The following is a 22627-nucleotide window of genomic DNA, read 5'->3' as shown; positions in this document are numbered from 1 at the left end:
TGTTTTCGAGAAATTTGCCGAGGAATTTTCTTCCAATCGCAGGCATATTATTGCATAAAAGAATTATTCTTTAAAGAGGTGATTAATTTGTCGGGAAATCACAATAAAAATCACTATGCGGCGGCATACATAAGGGTGTCAACCGAAAATCAAACTGAGCTTTCACCGTCAAGCCAGCTGAAAATCATCAGAAAATTTGCAGATGAAAAAGGCTATCTGATTGATGAGGATTTCATTTTTCGTGACAACGGAATTTCGGGAAGATATGCCGACAAGCGACCTGAATTCAACCGAATGATAAGCCTTGCAAAGCAAAAGCCTCCCCTGTTTTCAGCCGTACTTGTCTGGAAATTTTCACGATTCGCCCGCAATCAGGAGGAAAGCATTTTCTATAAATCGCTGTTGAGAAAAAACGGAATTGAAGTCATCAGCGTGTCCGAACCCATTGATGACGGTCCTTTCGGCAAGCTGATTGAACGCATTATCGAATGGTCGGACGAATACTATTCGATTCGGCTTTCGGGTGAGGTAAGGCGAGGAATGACCGAAAAAGCCGAGCGTGGCGGCATCGTCAGCATTGCGCCCTTTGGCTATAAAGTGACAGACGGAAGACTTGTGGTTGACGCCGAAAAAGCCCGGATTGTCAGTAAAATTTTTGCCGATTTTTTGAATAATAAAGATATAAATATGATTTGTGACAACTTGAATTCGTCAAAAATCAAAACCGCCAATGGCAACCTCTGGGATTGCCGTGCCGTTGAATACATTTTGCAAAATCCCGTTTATATCGGCAAAATCAGGTGGAATCCAATCTGCAAAACAGGCAGAGATTTCTATAACGAAAATTTGATAATTTCAAACGGCACTCACGAACCTATTATTGATGAGAATACTTTTGAGCAGGCAAAGCAAATATTATTCTTGCAAGGAATAATAAGCAAAGAACATTCCCATAAACAAACCGAAATTAGACACCTTATTCAAAATCTTGTCAAGTGTTCAAACTGCAATTCAACCCTCGTTCCGATTAAAAATAATTTTCTCCAATGCTCCGCCTACATTCACGGCAACTGCCATTCATCGCACAGCGTAAGAATTGAAAAGATTGAAAAAATTGTAATTAAAACAATCAATATTCTCATAAAGAACAATTTAATTAATGATGCTTTCTTGATTAAAGAAAATTATCCCTTAAAAACGCAAAACGACTTACTATCCATAATTATAAAAAGAATAATTTTTGATCGCAAAGCCTCCCACCTCAACATATTTCTCAGTCAAAGTAAGTAACATTCTGCCATACGGCGGTCCGGACGGTGAGTTGGGTGCGTCATTACGATATCTGAGCCAACGATTTGCAATGCCATTGCCCGAACTCAAGGGCACTCTCACCGACATAGGCACAGAAGAACTTAATCATCTTGAAATGATCGGTGCAATAGTATATCAGCTGACGAAAGACCTCACCGAGGATGAAATCAAGGAACAGGGATTCGGTGACTATTTTGTTGACCACACAACCGGAATTTTCCCACAGGCGGCAGCAGGTTTTCCCTATACAGCTGCATCAATGCAGGTTAAAGGCGATCCGATAACCGACCTGCACGAAAGTATGGCGGCTGAGCAAAAAGCCCGAACAACCTACGATAACATCCTCAGATTCTGCGATGACTACGATGTAAAAGATCCGATTCGCTTTCTGCGTGCCCGTGAGGTTGTCCACTACCAACGCTTCGGCGAAAATCTCCGCCTCTTAACCGATAAACTCAACGAAAAGAACTTCTACGCCTTCAACCCCTCATTCGATAAAAAATGCTTTAAAAATGAATTGAAAAAGAAGAAAAAGTAAAAAATATGCACAAGTCCAAGTATTTATGGGCTTGTGCATTTCAATAAGCTTACGAATTCAACCATTTTACAAAATCAAAATCATTATCTGCTGCATTTTTACAGGTCCATGAATTTTTGTCTAATAAATAAACTTGCATTTCTCCCTTTTTATATTTAGATATACTCACCCATTGTAAAACCGACCTTATATTTTTTCATTTTGGTCATACTTTTCTGCCAATTCTTTTTTGTATTCGCTGTAATCCTTATGCAAATCAAAAATAATATTTCCTAATTCATCGGTATGTCCACCTCTTTTATTCTCAGGAGGTGGCGTCATATAATCGCCATACACATTTTTTAAATACAAATCATAATCATCAAATGTATTAAAATATTCATCTTCAAATTTTATCTTTGTGAATTTTTCAAGAATTTTTTTTGGCTGTATTACCGAAACCTCCATTGAATACCATACAGCAGCCCATTGATTATATTTCATCGGATCGAGCATAATTCTATGTTCGTTGATTTTACAAATCATTCTTCTTACACACCTTGGAATGGCATAAATTAACTTGAGCTTATAATTCATCGGTTCATTAACAGCTTTGGCATAAGCATCATGAAGTAACAATCTGTTCAAACTCAAAGCCTTTTTTTGTTTTAATTTCTTTTTTGGAGCATCACTTACTCCCACTGCCGGAAAAATATCCATACACATGCCATAATGAATATCAAATTTGTAAGCCTTAACAGGCATAGATGTAGTTCCGTTTGCTCTTATCTGAGTCCACATTTCAGAATAATTCTTATCTGTTTTGTAGTTTTGGACAAAATACTTTTCGCCCAACTCACGCTGTGCTATTTTCAAAAACTTTTTATAATCCGAAAGTGGCATATATATATCAATATCGTCATCCCACGGAATGAATCCACCGTGTCTTACAGCTCCAAGCAAAGTACCTGATGAAATTATGTATGTAATATTATTGTCATCGCATACTTTTACTACATCTTTTAACATCTGCAATTCAAATAACTGTATTTCTCTTAGTGTAGGCATTGCAGTCAATTCCTCCAAGAATAAATTAAACAAATTTTTCTCTTACAGCTTTTAATTTATCAACCAAAAAAGTCAACAATGTATATTTTTCAGAAAATCCTCTTATTTTTTTAAGCTGTTGTTTCCAACTGTATTTTTTATCTCTAACAAGGAAATAGATATAATTATCTTTTAAATTTTTAACAGCTTTATTATATTCAAGTTCAGCATCCGAATTGTATTTTACAGCTAAATCGTAAATCATTTTTAAACTTTTGATTCCATCTTCAGCATTACCTCTTGCAAAATCTGACATAAGCGTATTTTCTGATAATTTTGTATAATGATACAGATGCGCAGAAAAAGCATAAACAAACTCTGTATCAGATTTTTCAAAATATTCTACTGAAAATCTCAAATCCTCACCCATCGACAAATTCTCGTCAAACCGGACATTGAACTTTTCAATAATCTGCATATCAAACAGTTTATTCCACAATGCGGTAAGGTAAAGCTCTGCATTAAGCTTAAAAGCGTCGCCCAGACTTACCTTTTCTTCTCCGCCGCTCCAAGAATATTTAACAGGTTTGCAACGATTAACCTCATCGTGATATATAAATCCACAAATTGGCACTGTATTATACTTTTTAAAATTATTCAACAATTGTTCAAGGTAATCGGGTTCAACATAGTCATCACTGTCTACAAAACAAATGTAATCTCCCTTTGCTTTTTCAATCCCGTTATTTCGTGTTGCAGAAACGCCTACATTATAAGGATTATCTATAGCAATTACATTAGAATATTCTGACTCATACTGTTTACATATACTGCTGCTATTGTCTTTTGAACAATCGTTTACCAGAATTATTTCCGTATTTTTTAAAGTTTGTCCAATGAGAGAATCCACGCATTTTTTCAGCGTTTTCTCAGCATTATAAACTGCTACAACTATACTTATTTTATCCATGATCACTCAAACGCTTTCCTGATTGCTTTGATTAGAATTCCGTCTTTGTAATAACGCCTGCCCTGTATTATATCCGGCAGATACTCACAATTCTCGTATTGAGAAAAGTAAACCGAGTCTTCACATTCATACACTTTATTATTTACAAAGAGAATCTTCGGATATTTAATCTTTTTGAAATTTTCGAAGTCCTCTTTTGAGAACCCATTCTGTTCAACCATAATTACAAATATTTTTTTGGGATTAACCCTTTTCTTCCTATCTTCCCATTTTTGTAAAGCATCTTCACACGAATCATAGTGCATAAAAAATATCTTTATGTCATCAAGTGTTCCAATCGGATACTTCTCACCCATTTCAACTACAGGTGTAAAAGATAAATAATAATCAAGATCATTTACAAATTTAATAAAATCGCTTGCTGTAAAAAAGAGATTTACCGTAGGGGTTAAGAATTTGCAATTCATATCATGATAAAAAGTTCCGCCGATACAATTCATAGATATAAGCGAAATATCAGACAAGTACACTTTGCCCTGCACCTTTTTAATCATAACTTTATTTCTGATTATATTGTAATATTCGGATAATTTCATAGCTAACTCAATCAAATAAAAGACAGTTTTTAGTATCTATAGGTGGTTCATAATTTTTTTGTCTGCTAAATCTATTAAATATTTTAGTGATTACACTAGGTCGTTTATATGGATATTTAAAAAACAAACCCTTTAATTTATCATCATCTGTACCTAACTTTGACTTATACAAAAGCAGTGAATCGGACAATTTATTGTAATATGTCTTTCGAAGTTTCGGAAATCTACTGCTTACATATTCATATCTCTCAACAAAACAATCTATTCGATCGTAAATCAATCTATTTTTCGCATTATTATTCATAACGCTTGATTTTCTCATTCTGTAAAAATAAAAGGGCTCTGTAGTATTTACAATCCTTTTTGCATTACATACAAGCTTATATGTAAAAAACTCATCATCAATTTTTCTGCCTACTGGAAATCTGACACCACCAAGCAAGGATGTTTTAAAAATTTTCGTTGCAAAAATAGCAAACTTCCAATCAGATAAAAAGTGTTGCAAATATTTTTGCCGGGTTAACACTGTGCACGATTTTTTGAGAGTGGAATACTGCCTCATGATAATTTTATTTACATACACCTGCTTAAATAAACATTGCACAATATCAGAATCATATTGTTTCATCAAAGAAACCATTTTTTCGTACATCGATAAATCTATATAATCATCACTGTCAATTATTGAAAAGTATTCACCTTCAATCAATTCAAGACCTGTGTTTTTAGCGGCACCTGCACCCTGATTCTCTTGATGAACAACTGTAATACGACTGTCTTTCTTTGCGAATTCATCACAAATTTTGCCCGAATTGTCAGATGAGCCGTCATCGACAAGAATAATCTGTAAGTTCTTGTAGGTTTGATTTACAATTGAATCAAGACATTCTCTGATATATTTTTCAACATTATATACCGGTACAATTACCGAAATAAGCGGTTTTTCTTTCATTACAATTCACTCTCATTAACATAGATATTTACCAACAAGCGGAACCTTTTTCATAATATAAACTATAATTGCTGCGAAAATAAATGTAATCAACGAAACAATCAGTATTGAAACGGATTTAGCACAAAATGAAAGTGAAACTCCCATATTGTGTAACACTTTTAAAATCAGCACATGGATTAAATATATTCCGTATGTAAGCCCCGACAATGAAGTGATTACTCTTTTGAATTTGTTACTGAATTTATGCTTTGAAACAACATCTGTAAAAAATAGGAATACACCCATACTCATAAATACAATATTAGGGTTTGAATACCCCAGAACACCGATTTTGAATCCAAGCAGTGGATCCAAAAGGCACAAAACAATAACTGAATAAACAAAGCCTACTACAGACAATGAATAGATACACTTTTTGATTTTTGCAGAAATATCGTGTAAAAAAAGGTAATACCCTATTACAAAATAAAACATATAACCTGCAAAAAAATACAATTCCATATACTTGTTTATGTATGCCACATATCCCGGGAACATCGGTATAGAAAAGCTAGAAACAAACGGAACAATTGAGAAAAATATAAACATCATCAAAATCCAGTACCTGAGTTTTTCTCATCAAGCGTATTTATAAGATGCTTGACAATCGGCAATGTCATATAAATCCCTATTGTAACGAAAATATACCATGTATGTAATTCCCCTGACAGGCAGTAGCTCGCAAAATACTTGAATTTTTCAATAAAAGAATCGCCTGCATCATAGAAAGAGTTGTATAATGCATAAATGCATGACCAAAACGCATAAGACACTGCAAGTCTAAAAATATACTTAGCATATAGCTTTTTTATCGGAATATCCTTGTTTTTATCAAGAAGCATCACACCGCTTACCATTAGGAAACATGGAACTGCCCATCTTGCTACAATAGAATACAACGAGGAAAATGAACTATCTATACTAAACGCACCGTTGGTTGGGTTGTCATCGCAAATACCATATGGATAACGATTACACAAAAGCATACAAGTACACGCATAAGATCATAATGAATCAATCTGTTTGAAGTTGTTATGCTTTTGCTGTTACCCATATCATACACCTTTCTTATTTTTCATTAACTTTGAAATAACTTTTCTGAACGGTGAAGTAAATAAATTTTTCTCATATTGATTCATGCTCAAAAAGTACACCGAAATGCAGTATACCACAGCAACTGCAATAACTTCACTCAAAAAAATATACCAATTATACGACTTTACAAATATATTAAATATCACACCCAATGCAAAAGGAATCAGTACACCGGGCAACATTTTCAAAATATTTTTCCAGAAAACAAGTACATTAACACCTACTTTTTTCTGATAATAAATATTCATAAACACAACCTGTCCCAAGACCATAGAAAGAAATGTTGCAGCAGCTGCTGCAACTCCTCCAAATCCCGGATCGAAACATGGCTGAGAAAAATATATTGCTGCAGGAATTGTCAATCCGGCATTGAGCAAGCTAATTAAGAAATACACTATTGATCTTGCTTTATGAAGATTCTTTGCCTTTTGAATTTCGAGACCAATATTTTGCATAAGGGGAACATAAGGAGCAAGCATCAACAATAACGCAATCCAAAACGCATATTCATAATTTTCTCCTGCCCACAATGCAATGAACTGTTGTCCAAGGGTAGAAAAACCAACAATTATCAGCGTTAGAATAAGAAACTGAACTCTGCCAACCTTAATAAAAAGCTGATTAAGTTCATAATCAGGAGATATATTGTTAACTTTGGCATTTGCAACTATTTTGTTAATTGAAGGAGCAAAAACACTCGAAATGTATGTGCTGCTGCTGTAAAGATATGTACTCAAGTTAGCACCTACGGTATAGATTGCAACCGCAACTGTGCCTGAAGTGATGCCCAACACTAATCTGTCGGTATTATTAGTTATCAAATCTGTTATTTGGTTTAACATCAGAAAACTTGAAAAAATAAATATTGACTTAAATACACTCAGTTTGAGGTGTCTGAAAGAAAATCTCATTTCAAGCTTCTTATATGCATAAATCAAGTAAGCCAGATATGTGAGCAACGCAATTACAAGTCCTATAACTGAAATTGAAACAGCTTTTGGAATAAAAGAAATAACAATCAGGTTCATTATGGGGTTAAGAATGGTAGTTATGAGAGCTATTATTCGTAAGAATAGATATTTTTCATATGATTGAATAAACATCATAACCGGTATGAACAGAAAAGTGAATACCGTGTTAATTATTGTAAGCAGCATTATCCACTTGATCTGAACTAATTCATATGCGGTAAGGCTCTTATCATAAATTGAATCTGAAAAGAACAATAAAGCAGCACCGACAATAACTACAAGCAACGAAAATAACGAAAACAACAATATAAATGTTCCGTTCAGTCTTTTCTCGCCTTCTTTATCGCCCGTTGCTCTGTACCCCATAACAAATTTCATATATGCACCGGTTACACCGAATGACAATAACGAAAGACATGAAGTAAGTGAATTTGCAGTACCAAAAAGTCCATACTCACTTTGCCCGAGAATTCTGAGCATTATTGGGGTATAGAGTATTCCTACCAATGTAGATAATCCTAGCTGGATATAAGATAACATTACCCCAGCTTTTCTTTGATTTAATGCCATAACTTTATCTTTTCCCTTAAAATGTAATAAACCTTTTCTTTGAAGTTAAGTTTTTTATAATAATCTTTTTCATCAATTTTATGAATTAAATCAATAAAATCTGTTTTACCGAATTTTTTATAAAAAGCATCACTGTATTTCCCTTTGGCAACAGGAGTTACTAAGCACGGATTCTCCTTAATAATTTGTTCTAAAGGTGTGTCCATAGAAAATAACTTATCACTGATTTTTTCAAAGAAACTTTGCCCTTTGGAGGAGTTCAATAGCACTACCGAAACACCATTGTCATCAGAAACATCATAATACTTGTCAAATCCCCAATAATCACCCAATGAAATATCTGAAACACGGGGCATTTTCTTAAAATTGCACTCATAGCAACAAGGTCTTAAATATAGATTATGTTTTAAATAACCAATCATATACTCATCAAGCCATCGTTCTTTTCGATAAAATGATCCATCTTCAAGAGAAATCTTAGTTGTTGAACTATTCCAGCCTAAATCCTTATTTCTAAATTGAACTTCTGTAATTTTTGATTTGGTATGTCTTTCAACTGATTTAAGATAGTCTATATATACTTTTTGACTAATTACTCCTCTACAAACCAAATCAATTGTCAAAAGTTTCTCATAATCTTTTAGTAAAAATTTTTTCAAACCGGCAACCTGACATGGTGTACCTACAAACATAACATAATTATCTTCATAAAGTAACTTTTTTATTTTAACAAATAAATCAGACAGCTCACTTTGTGCATATTTGGTTTGTCTGAGTTTATTTATATCTTTTTTATCAGAAATTATCGTGTGCTGAATTCTAAAATTTTCAACAAACTCAGCTGCCACTATATAACCGCCATTTGAAATAAATTTTTCAGCTATTGCTGAAAAGACTCCACCTGATGTACTCTTTACTCTTATATCATTATCCAAATTCCATGCAGCTTTAACAATCGGTTCGGCATAGCTATTATCTGTAAACACCGTGTTTATTTCAGGGCATACTTTCTCACAAAGGTTACAATTAACACATTTGTCAACATTAACAGTCGGATACTTAAAACCTGAAAAGTCTTCTTTCAAAGTTATTGCTTTTTTAGGACAGATGCTATAACAAGCGCCACATCCGGTACAATTAGCTTTGTCGTTAATTGAAATCATCGTGTTTATCCTTTCAAAATAAATATTCCCTCAAATATAAAATACAATAAAAGGTTATTTTAAATTTCTAAGTTCACCGACTGCAATGCCTGCCTTTTTCTTGTATTTAGGAATTATATCGTTCAAAGTATTTTTTATTTGGCTTTCATTATTGACAATGTATTTAAAAGCTTCTTTAAGCTCAGAATCATTTTTCATATTCTGGACAGAAACAACATAGTTTTCGCATGTACCGAATAAATCTGTTGCAATACCTCTTGACTTGATTGAATAACCTACTACAAGAGTCGGAACACAAGTTGAATATGCCGCAATAGTTGCGTGTGTTCTTGCACCTACAAAAAATCTACATCTGCTGATAAACCCTTTTAGTTCTTCACAATTGTGATCTTCAAGCAAAATAACTCTGTTTGTGTCTTTGAATTTTTCAAACAAAGAATTAAGAGGTTTTCTATCGTTATTGTACTCCCACACAACATGGGGAATCAAGCAGATACTCATATCAGTTTCGGACAAAATGTACTCAATCAACTTTACATAGTTGTTAAATGCAATACTGTCACCATTCTCGTAATCGTTAATAAGAGGACTAATATTAATACCTACAGTATTTCCTTCAACAAATCCTTTTGGAAGCGGAAGTTCTTTTTTATTAAGCAAAAATGCGGGATCTGCAACCTGAACAGCGAAAATACCGTAATTCTTAAGCACCTCATAAGAAAGCGATTCTCTAACGGTGATTAAGTCAAAACCTTTCAAATCCTCAACAACTTCGGGAGTCATAAATTCTTCTTCAATTGAACAACCCCAGAACACATTTTTTCTACAATACTGTCTTATCTCTTTGTCAAGCTCAACTCCCTGTTTAGCAGACCACGGATAGCAATAATTGTCACCGCCTATTGAAATTGCAACAGAATCCTTGAAAAGCTTTTTTATAAACAATTTATGTAAAGCATCGCTTTTTTTTAAGATTTTAAATTTAAAATATGACCACAAAAATGAAAGACTTTTCTTGTTCACTTCATCTGTTGCGACAATTCCGTCAACAACCCCTGAAACACCATACTTATAATCTTCTGACACATTTTGCGACCAAAGAATTACATCTGAACCAGTTGCATCTTTTGCAATTTTAGTTGTAGTCCTGACAAGTGCCTCACATCCGTGATTTCCACTTCCGCCATGCATATACAATACTGTTTTCATAAAAACCTCATTAAAATCCAATTTTAAAAACTGATTTTATCTTACAGCAAAGACAAAAATTAAACTTTGCAAGCATAAAATATTTTTTAGAACTGTCTTTTATTGTATTTATTTCATCAAAAGACAAATTACAATTCTTTTTATACTTTTTTATTATGCTGAGAGCCTTTTTCTTATCTGCACCTGACATGAATTTCAACACAGACTGATAAGCAAACATACATGAACCATACAAATCAATCTTTGCTTGCGTACTGAGTTCAGGAAAATTGTTCTCAATATATTTTTGCCGGTTAGCTTTGCCCTCAAGTGCATCTAACCTGCGAATATTATAGCCAACGCCCATAATACTGCTGTTTCTCTGGAAATAATAATACATAGTTTTATTGAGCTTTGAAACCTTGTTTGCTCTGCCAAATACCCGATAAGTCCAAAATTCATCCTCATTCAGCTTACCGACAGCATACGGAATATCTTTGACAAGTTCTGTTTTATAAAGCTTGTTCCAGACATGCTGATGAAACGGATTTTCCGCAATCAACGCAGACATTGCGTCCTGAGCATCATATGTTTTTTCCAATAAATCATCGTTAAACTCATCAAAGTGGTTATCCTCATAGAATTTTACAACACTGCACTCAGCAATATCGCTGTTTTCTTTGTTCATAACATCCAACAGACATTCAAAAAAGTCATCAGACACATAGTCATCGCTGTCAATAAAGCTGATATACTCACCTGTTGAAACAGCCATTCCTGCATTTCTGGCATCGGAAAGTCCACCGTTATTTTTATGAACAACCTTGATTCGGCTGTCTTTTTCGGCATAATCATCACACATCTGAGGACAAAGGTCAGGTGAACCGTCATCAACAAGGATTATTTCAAGATTTTTATATGTCTGATTTACAATACTATCAACACATCTTGCAAGGTATTTTTCAACATTATAAATCGGAACTATTACACTTATCAGCGGGTTCATAATAAACTTCACCTATTCATACAATTTTTTCTGAAAATGCTTTGAATAAAATCTATACATTGGATCAAATAAAAAAGGCAAATAAGTAATTACATTTCCAAGAAATCTTGTTTTCTTGCTCAAAAGAGAGATTCTATTCTTCTTATTGACAATAATATGCCTAACTGTCTTCTTTTCATTAAAAAAGTTTTTTCTTATATCTTTATCAGCACACGCAATAGTTGAATAAACATTTATACATGTGCTCAAATAAGCAGCTTCACCTTTTTCTTTTAAGTTAACATCAATGCTATCAAGAATTATTTTTTTTACTTTTATTGGATCAAATATTAAATTTTTATTCAACTTTTGTCTTGATGCGGAAGTCATACGAACAATATAGTGATACGGGCAAAAATCTTCAAAAACCGATTTTTTGGATTTTAAAAATAAATAATAATTCCACAATAAATCCTCATTGATTTTTATATTCAAGTCTACTTTATCAAAAAAGTCGCTAAAAAGCGAAGATTTATAAAGTTTATTACATAGCCCTGGCTCTACTATTGAACCGTCAAGTAAATCTTTTATACCCGTGTCTTTATCCTGTATTCTAATTTTATCGGTATTATGGAAATAATTTATTCTACCGTCAGAAAAGACCATCTGATAACCGCAATGTGATATGTCAGCATTATATTTTTGGGCATTATCAAACAATCTCTCATACATATCAGGTTCTATTACATCATCACCGTCAGTAAAACCTATCCAATCGCCCTTAGCCGCCAAAACACCTTTCATTCTTGCAACCGACACACCGCTGTTTTTGACATGTAAAATCTTGATTACACCTCTATGCAAATCGGCATAATCATCAATAATTTTAGCAGATGAATCAGTTGAGCCGTCATCAACAACTATAACTTCAATGTTTTTATAAGTCTGAGATAAAATACTATCTAAGGTTCTTACAATATAATTTTCTAAATTATATACCGGAACAATTACACTTATTAAATCACTCATCATAAAGCACTCAACATTTCTTCAACAGCTTTTACTGTTTTTTCGGTACTGAAAGCTTTACCACGCTCTTTTGCTTTTGCGGCATAAGCTTCAAGCAAATCAGGCGTTGTCAGTATTTTCTTGATGCCCTCATAAAGTGCATCTTCATTATTTTCTGTTACGATACCGTACTCGTTGTTTTTACCTAATAATTCGTACGCACCACTACAATTTGTGCTAACAACAGGAGTTCCGACAATCAATGCTTCTGTAACAGCTGTACTGAAGCCCTCTCTTCTCGAAGAACAAACATACAAATCTGCCTTTTTCACATATTTATACGGATTATCTCTGTAACCTAAAAATGTAAAAGTATCGGTAAGATTATTTTCTGCCAAATACTTTTCATATTTTTCCTTTTCTTCGCCTATTCCGAGAATATAAATATGATTTTTTATATTTTTTTCAATAAGCTTTTTATGTATCTTCATTAGCCTGTCATAACCCTTTGAAGGTACAATCTTTGCAACTGAGATAATATTGATTATGTCCTTGCTAAAATTAACATCATCAACTTTCTCATCGGAAAGTTTTTTTATTTTTTCTGATTCATTTGTATTATATAGAACTTCAACAGGTTTCTTAGTATCAAAAATTGATTCAAAATCATCTTTTACAGTATCAGATACACAAACAGTCCTGTCAAACTTTGAATAGCAATCTAATGCTTCTTTATAGCTTCTAAAGCTCTTGGAAGCAAGCTCTTTTGTATGCTGTTCTATGTGAATCCAGCTGACAAGCTTTGTATTTGGGTTAGTGCAGCCACTTACTATTCTGGCAGTAGGACCTTCAAGGTAAGAAACGATTATGTCATAGTTGTCTTTGATAAAATGTTTATACAGTTTTTCAGGAGAAAAAAGTTTCATCACATATGTATTGCCACGAGGCATTCTCTTGAAACCGCCGATATATTTTACATCAGAGTTAAGATACTGTCGATTAACGCCTACATCAAACAAAGTTTGAACTGTTACATCAAATTTTGTTTTATCCATATTATTGGCGAGATTAACCAAAACTTTTTCAGCCCCACCGTGTGCAAGATTAGGAATCAAATATAGCACCTTTTTCATTATCGCTCTAAACCTCTTATTCTACAGAGAAATTTATATATGCCAAAGTTGCATCTTTTTTTCTATGAATCACACCCGGATTACCAACAACCACAGAATGATCAGGTACATCAAAATTAACAAAACTATTAGGTGCTATAAACACATCATCACCAATAGTAATTCTGCCTACAACTGTCGCATTGATTCCAATGACCACATGATTTCCTATTACCGGAACTCCTCTACGATTTCCTCTATTCTCCATACCTAATGTACATCCCTTTGAAAGATTAACATTATTACCAATTTTAACTCCTCCACCAACTGTTATGTTGTATGGATGTCCAAGGTATAAACCTTTCCCAATTTGCACATCTGGAGCAAATTCTATGCCATATTTTCGGCTATATCTATAAATTTTATATTTGCGGTAAACGCTATGGTTTTGTGAATACTTTCTGTAATGATACATAAATCTGATATTATGTTGAAAAATAAATTTACATATATTAGATAAATTTACCTTCCACTCATTACCAGTCATACGGTAAAAATCTGTTTTAAATAATGCATTCATTTTTTGTTTTCACCTCATTAATCTCCTACTTTCATAATAGAATCTGACTTACTTCTTATATAAAGGTAAAACAAAAAGCCCATTGGACTTAAAAAAAATGTTAAGACTTTACAAGGTGACTCTTTGATATAATGTTTATTCTTTGCTATTATACTGTCGGCAACATAATGTACACAATCTACCAATAATCTTTTATTAGAATCAGGATATTGCATACATATCTTTCTCCAGAAGGCAAAGCTCTTTGGGCATTTCATGTACTGCTTATACATAATGTGCGAATTACCGTCTTCCTGGTATTCTACATCGCACACTACTTCATTTAAAACAGCAAGTTTATACTTCTGATCTATCAACTTATATTTATATGCAAGTGCAAGATATTTTTCATTATCAAATACCGGATACTCAGGGACTGAATTAATAATATCAGTACGATATATAAGCTTCTTATCACCTGAACCACCTGACGCATAATAACCCGACAATGTGGTTTCTGTCATATCTTTCGGAAAGCCTTTTCCTATAACCTTTCCCGTATTCATATTGGCATCGAGTGCAATAATACCTGCATAACCCCTGCTTTTAACCTGATTCCATTTGTTTATAATTTTTTCAACAGCATTCTCAGATAAAGCGTCATCAGAATCTATACAAGTATTGAGTTCGGTATGTATATTTCTATACGCAACATTGTGTGCGGTATGCATACCGCCGTTTTCTTTATATATGTACTGAATTTCAAAGCCGTTATCTTTGGATATCCAGTCTTTTACTAATTCAGCCGTATTATCAGTTGAACCGTCATCAACTATAAGCCACACGAAATCCTTGCATTTTTGGGAACACAAAGATTTATATGTACGACCTATTGTATGCGCCCTATTATAAGCAGGTGTAAATACTGTTAAAGTCTTCATAACTATTATTCCTCAACCGAATTTAAATAAAATTCTTCAAGCTTTACAACATTCTGTTTAACATCAAAGCCTGATTTTTTTATATCATCTATCGTGTTTTTTCTAATCGTACCTTGTTTTTCTAAGACAACATCCGCCCACTCATCAATCGGCAAGTTTAAATCTAACGACTCTGCAAGGTCTGTAACTCTGCATTCATACGGAACACTGTCAGAAATGATACACGGCAATCCTGCAGCCTGCGCTTCTATTATTGAAAGTGGCAATCCTTCATACAAAGACGGAAACAGAAAGACATCCATTGCCTGTAGTATTCTATTCACATCTCCTCTGTTTCCTAAAAAAAACACGGAATCCGATAAACCAAGATCATCAACTTTTTCTCTTATATTACTCTGTCCGTTACCTGTTCCTACAAGAAGCAGTTTGGAATTTCTGTTTTTATCATGTACACTCTTAAAAACATCAATCAAAAACGAATGATTCTTTTGAGGATTAAACCTTCCGACATGTCCGATTACAAAATCAGATTTACTGATTTTCAGTTCGTCACGCACTTGATTTCTTATTTGACAGTCATACCGATATTTTTCAGCGTCAATTGCATTATTTAAGACAGTATATGCATTTCCGCCAAACATCCAATCTCCTGCCTCTTTACCGCAAGAAAAAAGATGCGTAGCGTACTTAGGAATTAAATGTTTTGAAAGAAGCTTAATGGGATACTTTAAATTTTTGTCTTGGCTTTTATTATGCGAATGTGCAATTCTCACCTTAACGCCATGTTTTTGTGCAATTTTCAAAGGATATGCACTCATGCAATCCAAATGTGAATGCACAATATCGTACTTATGATTATCAAAGAAGTCATCAAGCGCATTAAAATAAGCCTTAGAAAAGGGATTCAGCATAGGCATATGATAAATATGTCCGCCTAAAGATAATATCTCATCATCATAATCAGCCTTTTCCTGACGGTGTACAAGAAAATCAAATTGAATTTTAGTACGGTCTATGTTTCTATAATAATTCATAATCATAGTTTCAAGACCGCCACGATTCATATGCGTTACTACTTGAAGTATCTTCATATTTAACTGTTCTCCATCACACAAAGATATTATTTATATAATCAAAAAAACTAATTCCAAAATAGTTATTATCAAATCCGCCCTGCGCAATTGTGTTAGCATAAATAAAATACAATGAATATCCAATAATAGATCCCGTAGTTAAAAATTTTCTTTCAGCAACCGGGTATTTTTGTATAATCACAGGAAGAGAAATCGTTTGAAATATCAAAAAAAAGTTTGCAAGCCTTGCAAAATAGTTTGCCGTACCAAATAAGCCAAGAAACATTATTTCTGCATTAATCATAGAAAGATTTATAAATAAATTTTCAGCCCTACTTCCGTCATTTATTAACTTATCTTTCAATATAAAAGACAGCGCTGTAGGTATCCATACCACAATTAATCTAAAAACATTAACTCCTTTTCCGGAAAAACTTCCCGTAGAATAGGTCTTACCCATTGCTAATGTAAAATCATCTATAGCTTCCAAGATGCTCTGCATACCAAATGAACCTATTAAAAATAGAAATACCACAATATAGGTTCTTGATGTCCACGGTGAAAAAGAAAGAAGCGGAACTATCAGAAATATAAAAGCATACTGATGAAATGTTGTAGCGAATAAAACAAGTAAAACAAATAGTGCATATTTCTTTGTTAAAAAACAATCTACAGCAATCAAACAAATTGCAATAGCAATACACTGTCTTAATGCACCCATGGTAAAAGTATATATTCCCATAGTAATAACATAAAACACAGACAAAAATATGTTGTTTGAATATTTTCGGATAAACCAAAAATACACTCCCAAAATAAAAAATGCAAAAAACATCAAAAAACTTTGATCAGAGAAATGAAGAAATTTCAATAATCTCATAATGATAGTAAAGCCAAAATTAGAACTTATATTCCAATCAATGTCATTAAATAAAAAGTTTGGAAATACACCGGTAAGTTCAATACTATTATATTGATCAATATATACTCCTGTATCGTTGTAAACTTTTCTTAATCCGACAAAAGTAGCCAGTACAACTACTGCAATTAAATAAAATACAACATCCTTCTTTTCGTAGTAAACGATTCCGGAATCATTAACTATTTTTTTGGATTGTTTTTCTGAAATACCGGCAAACACCAGTCCAATAATGATAATGGGCAATAATTCAAACATTTTATTTAAAATTCCTTTATTTTAAATTTTTAATTGTGCTATCTACTATAATTCTCTTATCAAAAAAATTTTCCATATGTTTTCTCCCCGCTTTTCCCATATCTTTTCTTTTTTGATACGACAATGCAATAAATTTTTTCATACATTCATAAAGACTATCGATATTCTGTGATTCACAAAGATATCCGGTAGTTCCATCCAACACAGCTTCTTTACAGCCGTGTATATTACTTGTTATCACCGGTCTACCCGAAGAGGCGCATTCTAAGTTTGTATTAGCCATACCCTCATGCCACGAAGGCAAGACAAAACAGTGCGATTTTTCTATAAAAGGTCTTACATCATTTCGGTAACCATAATAACTAAGCCAACCTGCTTCAACAGCTGAATCTATCTTTTTTTTGTAATCTTCTTCATAAGAACCTAAAACATCAAGTTTACAATCAAATCCCTCGTCAACTAATCTTTGCATGACTGTGTAGAGTTCATCAAAACCTTTTTCCTGCATTACACGACCGATAAACAAAAAGCGTGTTGTTTTACAATCAACTGGGTACTCTAAATAGCTATATCTATCAAGATTCACACCGGCACCGTTTAAAACACAACATTTACTATCCGGCACAATCTTTTTATTAACGATGATATTCTTATTCTCTATATTTTCAAAAAAGACTACATTAGCTTTCTTGAAAGCAATTCTATACATTTTCGTGACAATACTCTGGAGCAATCCATCTTTTTGAAAAGTTGTTCCCAAACCGGTGATATTCACTGCATAATTGATTTTTTTCACTCGAGCTAAAAAGCCGCCATAAATATTTGGCTTAATCGTATAAGTTAAAATATAATCCGGTTTTTCTTTATTTATTATCTTACGATAATTATTAATTAGCTTTAAATCAACTACCGGATTAATTCCTCTCCTGTCTATAGGTGTTATAATAACTTCACATCCAAGTTTTTTTATCAAATCAATTTTTCCACTATCAGGAGTGGACACAACGATACAGTACGACTTGCTTAATTCAGATAAAAGTTCGTTTCTGAAATCATACAATCCGGTGCTGCTGTTTATCAAAACAAGCATCTTTGGTTTCATACCCATAATACTCAGGATTCCTTTATCATAATCTCATTATATTTCATCATATAGACATTTTCCTTGTAATTGCCTATAACATCGGAATTTACAATTCCGTTAAGATTATTTACAATCAATTTCATATGGTCTGCGCCACATTCATAGGCATGCGGATAGCCTCCGCCGAAACGAGGATTTACTTCGGAAATATGATACTCACCGTTGATTTCAAAAATATCTATATCAATCTGACCTCTCCATCCGCTTTCATTTACAAACTTTTTAATAAGCTCAAAAAGCTTCTCATCTTTAAACGATACAGATTTATCGGTCTCTCCGGCACGCATAACAATTTTCTTTTTGGTAAATACCGAAACCAATTCTCCGCTCAACAGGTCAATATAACAGTCTGCACCTATCTCCTGACCGTCAAGATACTCTTGGATCATAAGATTGTCAGAGTGATCAAACAACAAATCTACTGTTTCATTGTCAAAAACTTTGCTTATTGCAATTGAGGCACTGCCCCCTACAGGCTTAACAAAAACAGGATAATTTGCCTTTCCTGTCTTTACATCAGCAAAAAATTCATTCTTATCAACATAGCTTTTTGCGCAATTGTAACCGTGACTTCTAAGCCATTGAAACATCTGCATTTTATCAAGAGCTCTTTCGCATAATTCGTACGATGAACCGATTACAGTTGTTCCTATATTTTTAAATTTTTCTTCATTTTCAGCTAAAAGAGAAAGCTCCGGATCAATAAGCGAAAGCACTCCGCTGATGTTTTCCTTTTTACATATATCAAGAATTATATCGATGTATCCGGGTTCAGTTATTCTCGGAACAATGTAATACTTATCCGCCTCGTATATAGCAGGAGCAATTGTACTCATATCTGTAGCGATAACCTTACCGTTCTCACCAAGAGTTTTCTTAAAATACTGAATAATCTTATTGCGTGTTCCTGCACTTAAAATTAAGATATTTATGGGTTTCATACTACATCTACCTTCTTGAGTCGCTCCATTTTCTGTTTTCTTTCTTCTGCAAAATTTGGTTCCACAACATGGGTGTCAACCGAAATATTATCTCTTTTTACAACCTGCACAAAAGTCATAAAGAGAATTTTTACATCAAACAAAAAACTGACTTTTCTTGAATATTCTACATCCTTCTTCAATCGATTATCCCAACCGATAAAGTTTCTTCCGTTTACCTGAGCCCAACCTGTCAGTCCGGGTCTTACGGTATGGCGAAGTTGCTCTTCCTCTGTATAATATGGCAAGTATGAAACAAGCAGTGGTCTCGGTCCTACAAAAGCCATATCACCTTTTAGAATATTTATCAGTTCAGGAAGTTCATCAAGGCTTGTTGAACGAAGAAAACTGCCGAATTTTGTAAGCCTTACTTCATCGGGAAGAAGGTTGCCGTTTTCATCACGCTCATCAGTCATAGTTCTGAATTTATAAAGCTTAAAAATTTTCTCATTTTTACCCGGTCTTTCCTGTTTAAAAAGGACAGGACTGCCAAGTTTTGTTTTTACAAGAATTGCAAGAATAGCATATAGCCAACAAAATAAAATCAAAAAAAGTAAAGAACACAAAAATCCAAAACAGCGTTTTATGTATTTAGCATATATCCCATGCTTATGTTCAACTGTCATAAAGCACCCCAAAAGAAAAATTTATTCAAAACAACTCTTAATAATGTCAATGACAATATTCTGCTGTTCTTCTGTCATCTTTATATCGCTCGGCAGACACAGACCTCTATTAAAAATATCTGCCGCAACATCTGTTGTGTCTTCTGCGGAAATAAACTTATATCCCTCAAAAATCGGCTGCATATGCATAGGTTTCCAGATAGGGCGAGATTCAATGTTATACTTAGCAAGTGTTTCCCTTATCTCATCAGGGCAAGATTTGCCTTTACAGGAAACATATTCGCAATCAAGCTTTCCTCTTTTTTGTTCACACATCGCATCAGAGTTCACAGTAAGACAACTAAGCCAAAAATTAGGTTTTGAGCAATCAAGAAACGGATTCATCTGAACGGGTAGTTCTTTAAATCCCTCCTTATATCTCAAATATATTTTTCTTTTTTTGTCAATATTCTCATCAAGGTGTAAAAGCTGACCTCTGCCGATACCGGCAACGATGTTTGACATTCTGTAATTGTACCCCAAATCCTCGTGCTGATACCATGGAGCCGGTTCTCTTGATTGTGTTGACCATTTTCTTGCGAGCTTTGCACCATCTTCGTCATCTGTCAATAACATCCCGCCACCCGAGGTCGTGATAATCTTATTACCATTGAATGATATTGCATTGTATTTTCCGAATGTGCCGGTCTGTCTTTCCTTGTATGTAGCACCAAGCGACTCCGCAGCATCCTCAATAAGAATCGCACCGTTTTCATCACAAATTTTTCTTATTTCATCAAGCTTCGCGGGAGTACCGTACAAATTGGCTACAATTACTGCTTTGGTATCAGGATATAATTCAAAAGCTTTTTTTAAAGCAACAGGGTCCATGTTCCATGTGTCTGTTTCGCTGTCAATAAAAATCTGTTCCGCATGTTCATATGAAACGGGATTAACCGTTGCGTCAAATGTCATATCGGAACAGAACACTCTATCTCCCGACTTCACACCTGCCAATTTTACAGCAAGATGCAGTGCGGAAGTGCCTGAAGATAGAGCCACTGACTTTTTACAACCTACATATTCAGCAATTCCTTTTTCAAGTTGATTTAAATTTTCACCAACAGTTGATACCCAGTTAGTATCAAAAGCTTCTTTAACATACATTCTTTCCTCACCATACATTGTAGGTGAAGAAAGCCAAAGCTTATTTTCAAAAGCTTTAAATTTCATCGTACCCATACCCTCAAACTTAAATATCTTAATCTACAATAGTAGAACTTTTCATTTTACTACTAAGCACACATACGCAATACATCTATAGAATTATACCACAGAAAGCATCAATAAGCAATAAAAGAGGAGAATATGGAAAAAACAATTGAAAAAAAGTATTTTTTAACAAAATATAGGAATAATTACGCAAGATTTTCGCCATAGATATGATTTATTTCACTAAAGTAATAATCAAATATAGCCAATTTTGGTCGTTTTATACAAATTTTGCCATAATGTATAATAAATCGCAGCAAGGCTGAGCGAGAAATCTATGGCTTATTTTAGGTGAAAAGGCACTATATAATCCGCTATATTTACTGTGCAACAGTCCTCTGCACGGCAACCTGAAAGCTTGCACATACACAGTGCTAAACCACCCAGCAACTGTCTTTCAGAAGTTAATAATCTGGCAAGTATCTGAAATTGTTCACAGACTTGTTGAAATGTGGGATTAATTATGATAAACTGACAATATAAGTCAGAGTACGATATAATTTGAGGTAGACACATAAAAATTTCAGAATGCACACTTTCAAAGGAAACACAAGACCTTTTATACAGATATTTTGCGGCTGCAGCAAATCTTTACGGAGTTATCGAAATCGGCAAACTTCTTAAAATTTACAACAGCCAGAACGAGCCTGTGAGCGAGGAAGATTTTCTGTCATTTGTTGAAAATATGAATTTTAAGGGAAAGTATTTTTGTGTGTTTAATCAGGACGATATTTACGATGACGGCTCAGAAACCCCTGCTCTTGAACAGGAAATTCTTGCAGAATATCTTTACTTTTTTGAATTTGATGATGATAGTCTTGATAAATACGAAATGCTGAAATATCGTCAAATCGGAAAGAAATTTTGCGTTCTTGACAAAGAGCAATTTCTCAGATATGAAGATGACTGCTATTTTAAAAAGACTCCCGATTTTCTTGAAATGCGTTCGTTTTTAAGAAATGAAACAGGACTTTCAAAAGATGACGCAGACGATTATGCGAACGATATTATGATTTGTTTTGCAACTCAACCCGGCAATTCCGAAGAATCTGTATACGAAGTAATCCTGGAAAGCGGAATCTACAACTGTGATGATATCGCATTCAGCCACCGAAAGCTTGAATATTTGTGTCAAAAAGTCATATACACAAGTGCCATACTCCATGTTCTGCTCGGACACACTCCCGAAGAAATTTTCGGTTAACAGGTAAAATTGCATATTATAGCGACAATTCAAAATCATTTTGAGGGGAACATATAGATGAATAGTGAAAATACAGCAACACACAAAATAACATATTCAAATATAGATATTGCAAAATTTATAGCGGTATATTACGGCAAATCGG

24 protein-coding genes are annotated in these 22627 nt (G+C 33.8%); 3 read left to right on the top strand and 21 right to left on the bottom strand.

What is annotated here, in order from left to right; translation table 11 throughout:
- Positions 1-87 precede the first annotated feature (87 nt).
- Positions 88-1290 carry a recombinase family protein gene (locus tag WMO31_RS01210; protein ID WP_146135586.1) on the top strand — a complete coding sequence of 401 codons (1203 nt, stop codon included), beginning with the start codon at positions 88-90 and terminating at the stop codon, positions 1288-1290.
- Positions 1244-1849, top strand: a complete 606-nt coding sequence (locus WMO31_RS01205) for a manganese catalase family protein (RefSeq protein WP_337367829.1) — start codon at positions 1244-1246, stop codon at positions 1847-1849. The genes WMO31_RS01210 and WMO31_RS01205 overlap by 47 nt, the downstream gene beginning before the upstream one ends.
- A gap of 186 nt (positions 1850-2035) precedes the next feature.
- On the opposite strand, the gene WMO31_RS01200 is transcribed toward WMO31_RS01205, so the two are convergent.
- The 21 genes from WMO31_RS01200 to WMO31_RS01100 are packed head-to-tail and all read right to left on the bottom strand — an operon-like array spanning position 2036 to position 21239.
- On the bottom strand, positions 2036-2896 hold the full coding sequence (locus WMO31_RS01200) for a LicD family protein (RefSeq protein WP_367999074.1): 861 nt from the start codon (positions 2894-2896) through the stop codon (positions 2036-2038).
- A 25-nt stretch (positions 2897-2921) separates the two neighbouring features.
- Positions 2922-3845, bottom strand: a complete 924-nt coding sequence (locus WMO31_RS01195) for a glycosyltransferase family 2 protein (RefSeq protein ID WP_367999229.1) — start codon at positions 3843-3845, stop codon at positions 2922-2924.
- Positions 3846-3847: 2 nt separating this feature from the next.
- Positions 3848-4441 carry a DUF1919 domain-containing protein gene (locus WMO31_RS01190; protein WP_195230998.1) on the bottom strand — a complete coding sequence of 198 codons (594 nt, stop codon included), beginning with the start codon at positions 4439-4441 and terminating at the stop codon, positions 3848-3850.
- Positions 4442-4448: 7 nt separating this feature from the next.
- Positions 4449-5393 carry a glycosyltransferase family 2 protein gene (locus tag WMO31_RS01185; protein ID WP_306527348.1) on the bottom strand — a complete coding sequence of 315 codons (945 nt, stop codon included), beginning with the start codon at positions 5391-5393 and terminating at the stop codon, positions 4449-4451.
- A 15-nt stretch (positions 5394-5408) separates the two neighbouring features.
- Complete coding sequence (locus WMO31_RS01180) at positions 5409-5984, bottom strand: acyltransferase family protein (protein ID WP_367999073.1); 576 nt, start codon at positions 5982-5984, stop codon at positions 5409-5411.
- Between the two features lie 2 nt (positions 5985-5986).
- A complete protein-coding gene (locus WMO31_RS01175; RefSeq protein WP_367999228.1) occupies positions 5987-6415 on the bottom strand; it encodes an acyltransferase family protein in 429 nt (142 codons plus the stop codon).
- The gene (locus WMO31_RS01170) at positions 6352-6489 is read right to left on the bottom strand and encodes a hypothetical protein (protein WP_367999235.1); all 138 of its coding nucleotides are present in this window, start codon (positions 6487-6489) and stop codon (positions 6352-6354) included. Before WMO31_RS01170 ends, WMO31_RS01175 begins: the two co-directional genes overlap by 64 nt.
- Before the next feature lies 1 nt (position 6490).
- A complete protein-coding gene (locus tag WMO31_RS01165; RefSeq protein ID WP_367999072.1) occupies positions 6491-8071 on the bottom strand; it encodes an oligosaccharide flippase family protein in 1581 nt (526 codons plus the stop codon).
- Positions 8062-9234, bottom strand: coding sequence for a Coenzyme F420 hydrogenase/dehydrogenase, beta subunit C-terminal domain (locus WMO31_RS01160; protein WP_117978993.1), 1173 nt, complete (start codon positions 9232-9234; stop codon positions 8062-8064). The genes WMO31_RS01165 and WMO31_RS01160 overlap by 10 nt, the downstream gene beginning before the upstream one ends.
- Positions 9235-9288: 54 nt before the next feature.
- Positions 9289-10443 carry a polysaccharide pyruvyl transferase family protein gene (locus WMO31_RS01155; protein ID WP_367999071.1) on the bottom strand — a complete coding sequence of 385 codons (1155 nt, stop codon included), beginning with the start codon at positions 10441-10443 and terminating at the stop codon, positions 9289-9291.
- A gap of 10 nt (positions 10444-10453) precedes the next feature.
- On the bottom strand, positions 10454-11428 hold the full coding sequence (locus tag WMO31_RS01150; RefSeq protein ID WP_367999070.1) for a glycosyltransferase family 2 protein: 975 nt from the start codon (positions 11426-11428) through the stop codon (positions 10454-10456).
- A 12-nt stretch (positions 11429-11440) separates the two neighbouring features.
- Positions 11441-12439, bottom strand: coding sequence for a glycosyltransferase (locus WMO31_RS01145; RefSeq protein ID WP_367999069.1), 999 nt, complete (start codon positions 12437-12439; stop codon positions 11441-11443).
- On the bottom strand, positions 12436-13548 hold the full coding sequence (locus WMO31_RS01140; RefSeq protein ID WP_367999068.1) for a glycosyltransferase: 1113 nt from the start codon (positions 13546-13548) through the stop codon (positions 12436-12438). Before WMO31_RS01140 ends, WMO31_RS01145 begins: the two co-directional genes overlap by 4 nt.
- A 16-nt stretch (positions 13549-13564) precedes the next feature.
- Positions 13565-14107, bottom strand: a complete 543-nt coding sequence (locus WMO31_RS01135) for a serine O-acetyltransferase (protein WP_117522642.1) — start codon at positions 14105-14107, stop codon at positions 13565-13567.
- Positions 14108-14124: 17 nt separating this feature from the next.
- Positions 14125-15027 (bottom strand): glycosyltransferase family 2 protein, encoded by a 903-nt coding sequence (locus tag WMO31_RS01130; protein ID WP_367999067.1) that lies wholly within the window; start codon positions 15025-15027, stop codon positions 14125-14127.
- A gap of 5 nt (positions 15028-15032) precedes the next feature.
- A complete protein-coding gene (locus WMO31_RS01125) occupies positions 15033-16118 on the bottom strand; it encodes a glycosyltransferase family 1 protein (RefSeq protein WP_367999066.1) in 1086 nt (361 codons plus the stop codon).
- Between the two features lie 16 nt (positions 16119-16134).
- Positions 16135-17277, bottom strand: coding sequence for an EpsG family protein (locus tag WMO31_RS01120; protein WP_195231040.1), 1143 nt, complete (start codon positions 17275-17277; stop codon positions 16135-16137).
- A 16-nt stretch (positions 17278-17293) separates the two neighbouring features.
- Positions 17294-18385: a glycosyltransferase family 4 protein gene (locus WMO31_RS01115; RefSeq protein ID WP_298181578.1), complete on the bottom strand. Its 1092-nt coding sequence runs from the start codon at positions 18383-18385 to the stop codon at positions 17294-17296.
- 5 nt (positions 18386-18390) lie between these two features.
- A complete protein-coding gene (locus WMO31_RS01110) occupies positions 18391-19362 on the bottom strand; it encodes an ATP-grasp domain-containing protein (RefSeq protein ID WP_367999065.1) in 972 nt (323 codons plus the stop codon).
- Entirely contained in the window at positions 19359-20027 is a 669-nt protein-coding gene (locus WMO31_RS01105; protein ID WP_367999064.1) for a sugar transferase, read from the bottom strand. The genes WMO31_RS01110 and WMO31_RS01105 overlap by 4 nt, the downstream gene beginning before the upstream one ends.
- A 21-nt stretch (positions 20028-20048) precedes the next feature.
- Positions 20049-21239, bottom strand: a complete 1191-nt coding sequence (locus WMO31_RS01100; RefSeq protein WP_367999063.1) for a DegT/DnrJ/EryC1/StrS family aminotransferase — start codon at positions 21237-21239, stop codon at positions 20049-20051.
- A gap of 688 nt (positions 21240-21927) precedes the next feature.
- Between WMO31_RS01100 and WMO31_RS01095 the strand changes: the two genes are divergently transcribed.
- Positions 21928-22482 carry a hypothetical protein gene (locus tag WMO31_RS01095; RefSeq protein ID WP_367999062.1) on the top strand — a complete coding sequence of 185 codons (555 nt, stop codon included), beginning with the start codon at positions 21928-21930 and terminating at the stop codon, positions 22480-22482.
- The last annotated feature ends 145 nt before the right edge of the window (positions 22483-22627 follow it).

This window comes from Ruminococcoides intestinale, assembly GCF_040095935.1.
In the GTDB taxonomy this organism is placed as follows: domain Bacteria; phylum Bacillota; class Clostridia; order Oscillospirales; family Acutalibacteraceae; genus Ruminococcoides; species Ruminococcoides intestinale.
Note: the sequence above shows the minus strand (reverse complement) of the source record. Positions and strands in the feature narration are given on the sequence as shown.

What these genes read in the sequence shown, in the direction of transcription:
- WMO31_RS01155 (WP_367999071.1), bottom strand. Translation starts at nt 10,443, where the DNA reads ATGAAAACAGTATTGTATATGCATGGCGGAAGTGGAAATCACGGATGT.
- WMO31_RS01160 (WP_117978993.1), bottom strand. Translation starts at nt 9,234, where the DNA reads ATGATTTCAATTAACGACAAAGCTAATTGTACCGGATGTGGCGCTTGT.
- WMO31_RS01180 (WP_367999073.1), bottom strand. Translation starts at nt 5,984, where the DNA reads ATGTTTATATTTTTCTCAATTGTTCCGTTTGTTTCTAGCTTTTCTATA.
- WMO31_RS01150 (WP_367999070.1), bottom strand. Translation starts at nt 11,428, where the DNA reads ATGAACCCGCTGATAAGTGTAATAGTTCCGATTTATAATGTTGAAAAA.
- WMO31_RS01120 (WP_195231040.1), bottom strand. Translation starts at nt 17,277, where the DNA reads ATGTTTGAATTATTGCCCATTATCATTATTGGACTGGTGTTTGCCGGT.
- WMO31_RS01145 (WP_367999069.1), bottom strand. Translation starts at nt 12,439, where the DNA reads ATGATGAGTGATTTAATAAGTGTAATTGTTCCGGTATATAATTTAGAA.
- WMO31_RS01165 (WP_367999072.1), bottom strand. Translation starts at nt 8,071, where the DNA reads ATGGCATTAAATCAAAGAAAAGCTGGGGTAATGTTATCTTATATCCAG.
- WMO31_RS01125 (WP_367999066.1), bottom strand. Translation starts at nt 16,118, where the DNA reads ATGAAGATACTTCAAGTAGTAACGCATATGAATCGTGGCGGTCTTGAA.
- WMO31_RS01105 (WP_367999064.1), bottom strand. Translation starts at nt 20,027, where the DNA reads ATGACAGTTGAACATAAGCATGGGATATATGCTAAATACATAAAACGC.
- WMO31_RS01140 (WP_367999068.1), bottom strand. Translation starts at nt 13,548, where the DNA reads ATGAAAAAGGTGCTATATTTGATTCCTAATCTTGCACACGGTGGGGCT.
- WMO31_RS01130 (WP_367999067.1), bottom strand. Translation starts at nt 15,027, where the DNA reads ATGAAGACTTTAACAGTATTTACACCTGCTTATAATAGGGCGCATACA.
- WMO31_RS01200 (WP_367999074.1), bottom strand. Translation starts at nt 2,896, where the DNA reads ATGCCTACACTAAGAGAAATACAGTTATTTGAATTGCAGATGTTAAAA.
- WMO31_RS01110 (WP_367999065.1), bottom strand. Translation starts at nt 19,362, where the DNA reads ATGAAACCCATAAATATCTTAATTTTAAGTGCAGGAACACGCAATAAG.
- WMO31_RS01195 (WP_367999229.1), bottom strand. Translation starts at nt 3,845, where the DNA reads ATGGATAAAATAAGTATAGTTGTAGCAGTTTATAATGCTGAGAAAACG.
- WMO31_RS01185 (WP_306527348.1), bottom strand. Translation starts at nt 5,393, where the DNA reads ATGAAAGAAAAACCGCTTATTTCGGTAATTGTACCGGTATATAATGTT.
- WMO31_RS01190 (WP_195230998.1), bottom strand. Translation starts at nt 4,441, where the DNA reads ATGAAATTATCCGAATATTACAATATAATCAGAAATAAAGTTATGATT.
- WMO31_RS01100 (WP_367999063.1), bottom strand. Translation starts at nt 21,239, where the DNA reads ATGAAATTTAAAGCTTTTGAAAATAAGCTTTGGCTTTCTTCACCTACA.
- WMO31_RS01135 (WP_117522642.1), bottom strand. Translation starts at nt 14,107, where the DNA reads ATGAATGCATTATTTAAAACAGATTTTTACCGTATGACTGGTAATGAG.
- WMO31_RS01170 (WP_367999235.1), bottom strand. Translation starts at nt 6,489, where the DNA reads ATGGGTAACAGCAAAAGCATAACAACTTCAAACAGATTGATTCATTAT.
- WMO31_RS01115 (WP_298181578.1), bottom strand. Translation starts at nt 18,385, where the DNA reads ATGGGTATGAAACCAAAGATGCTTGTTTTGATAAACAGCAGCACCGGA.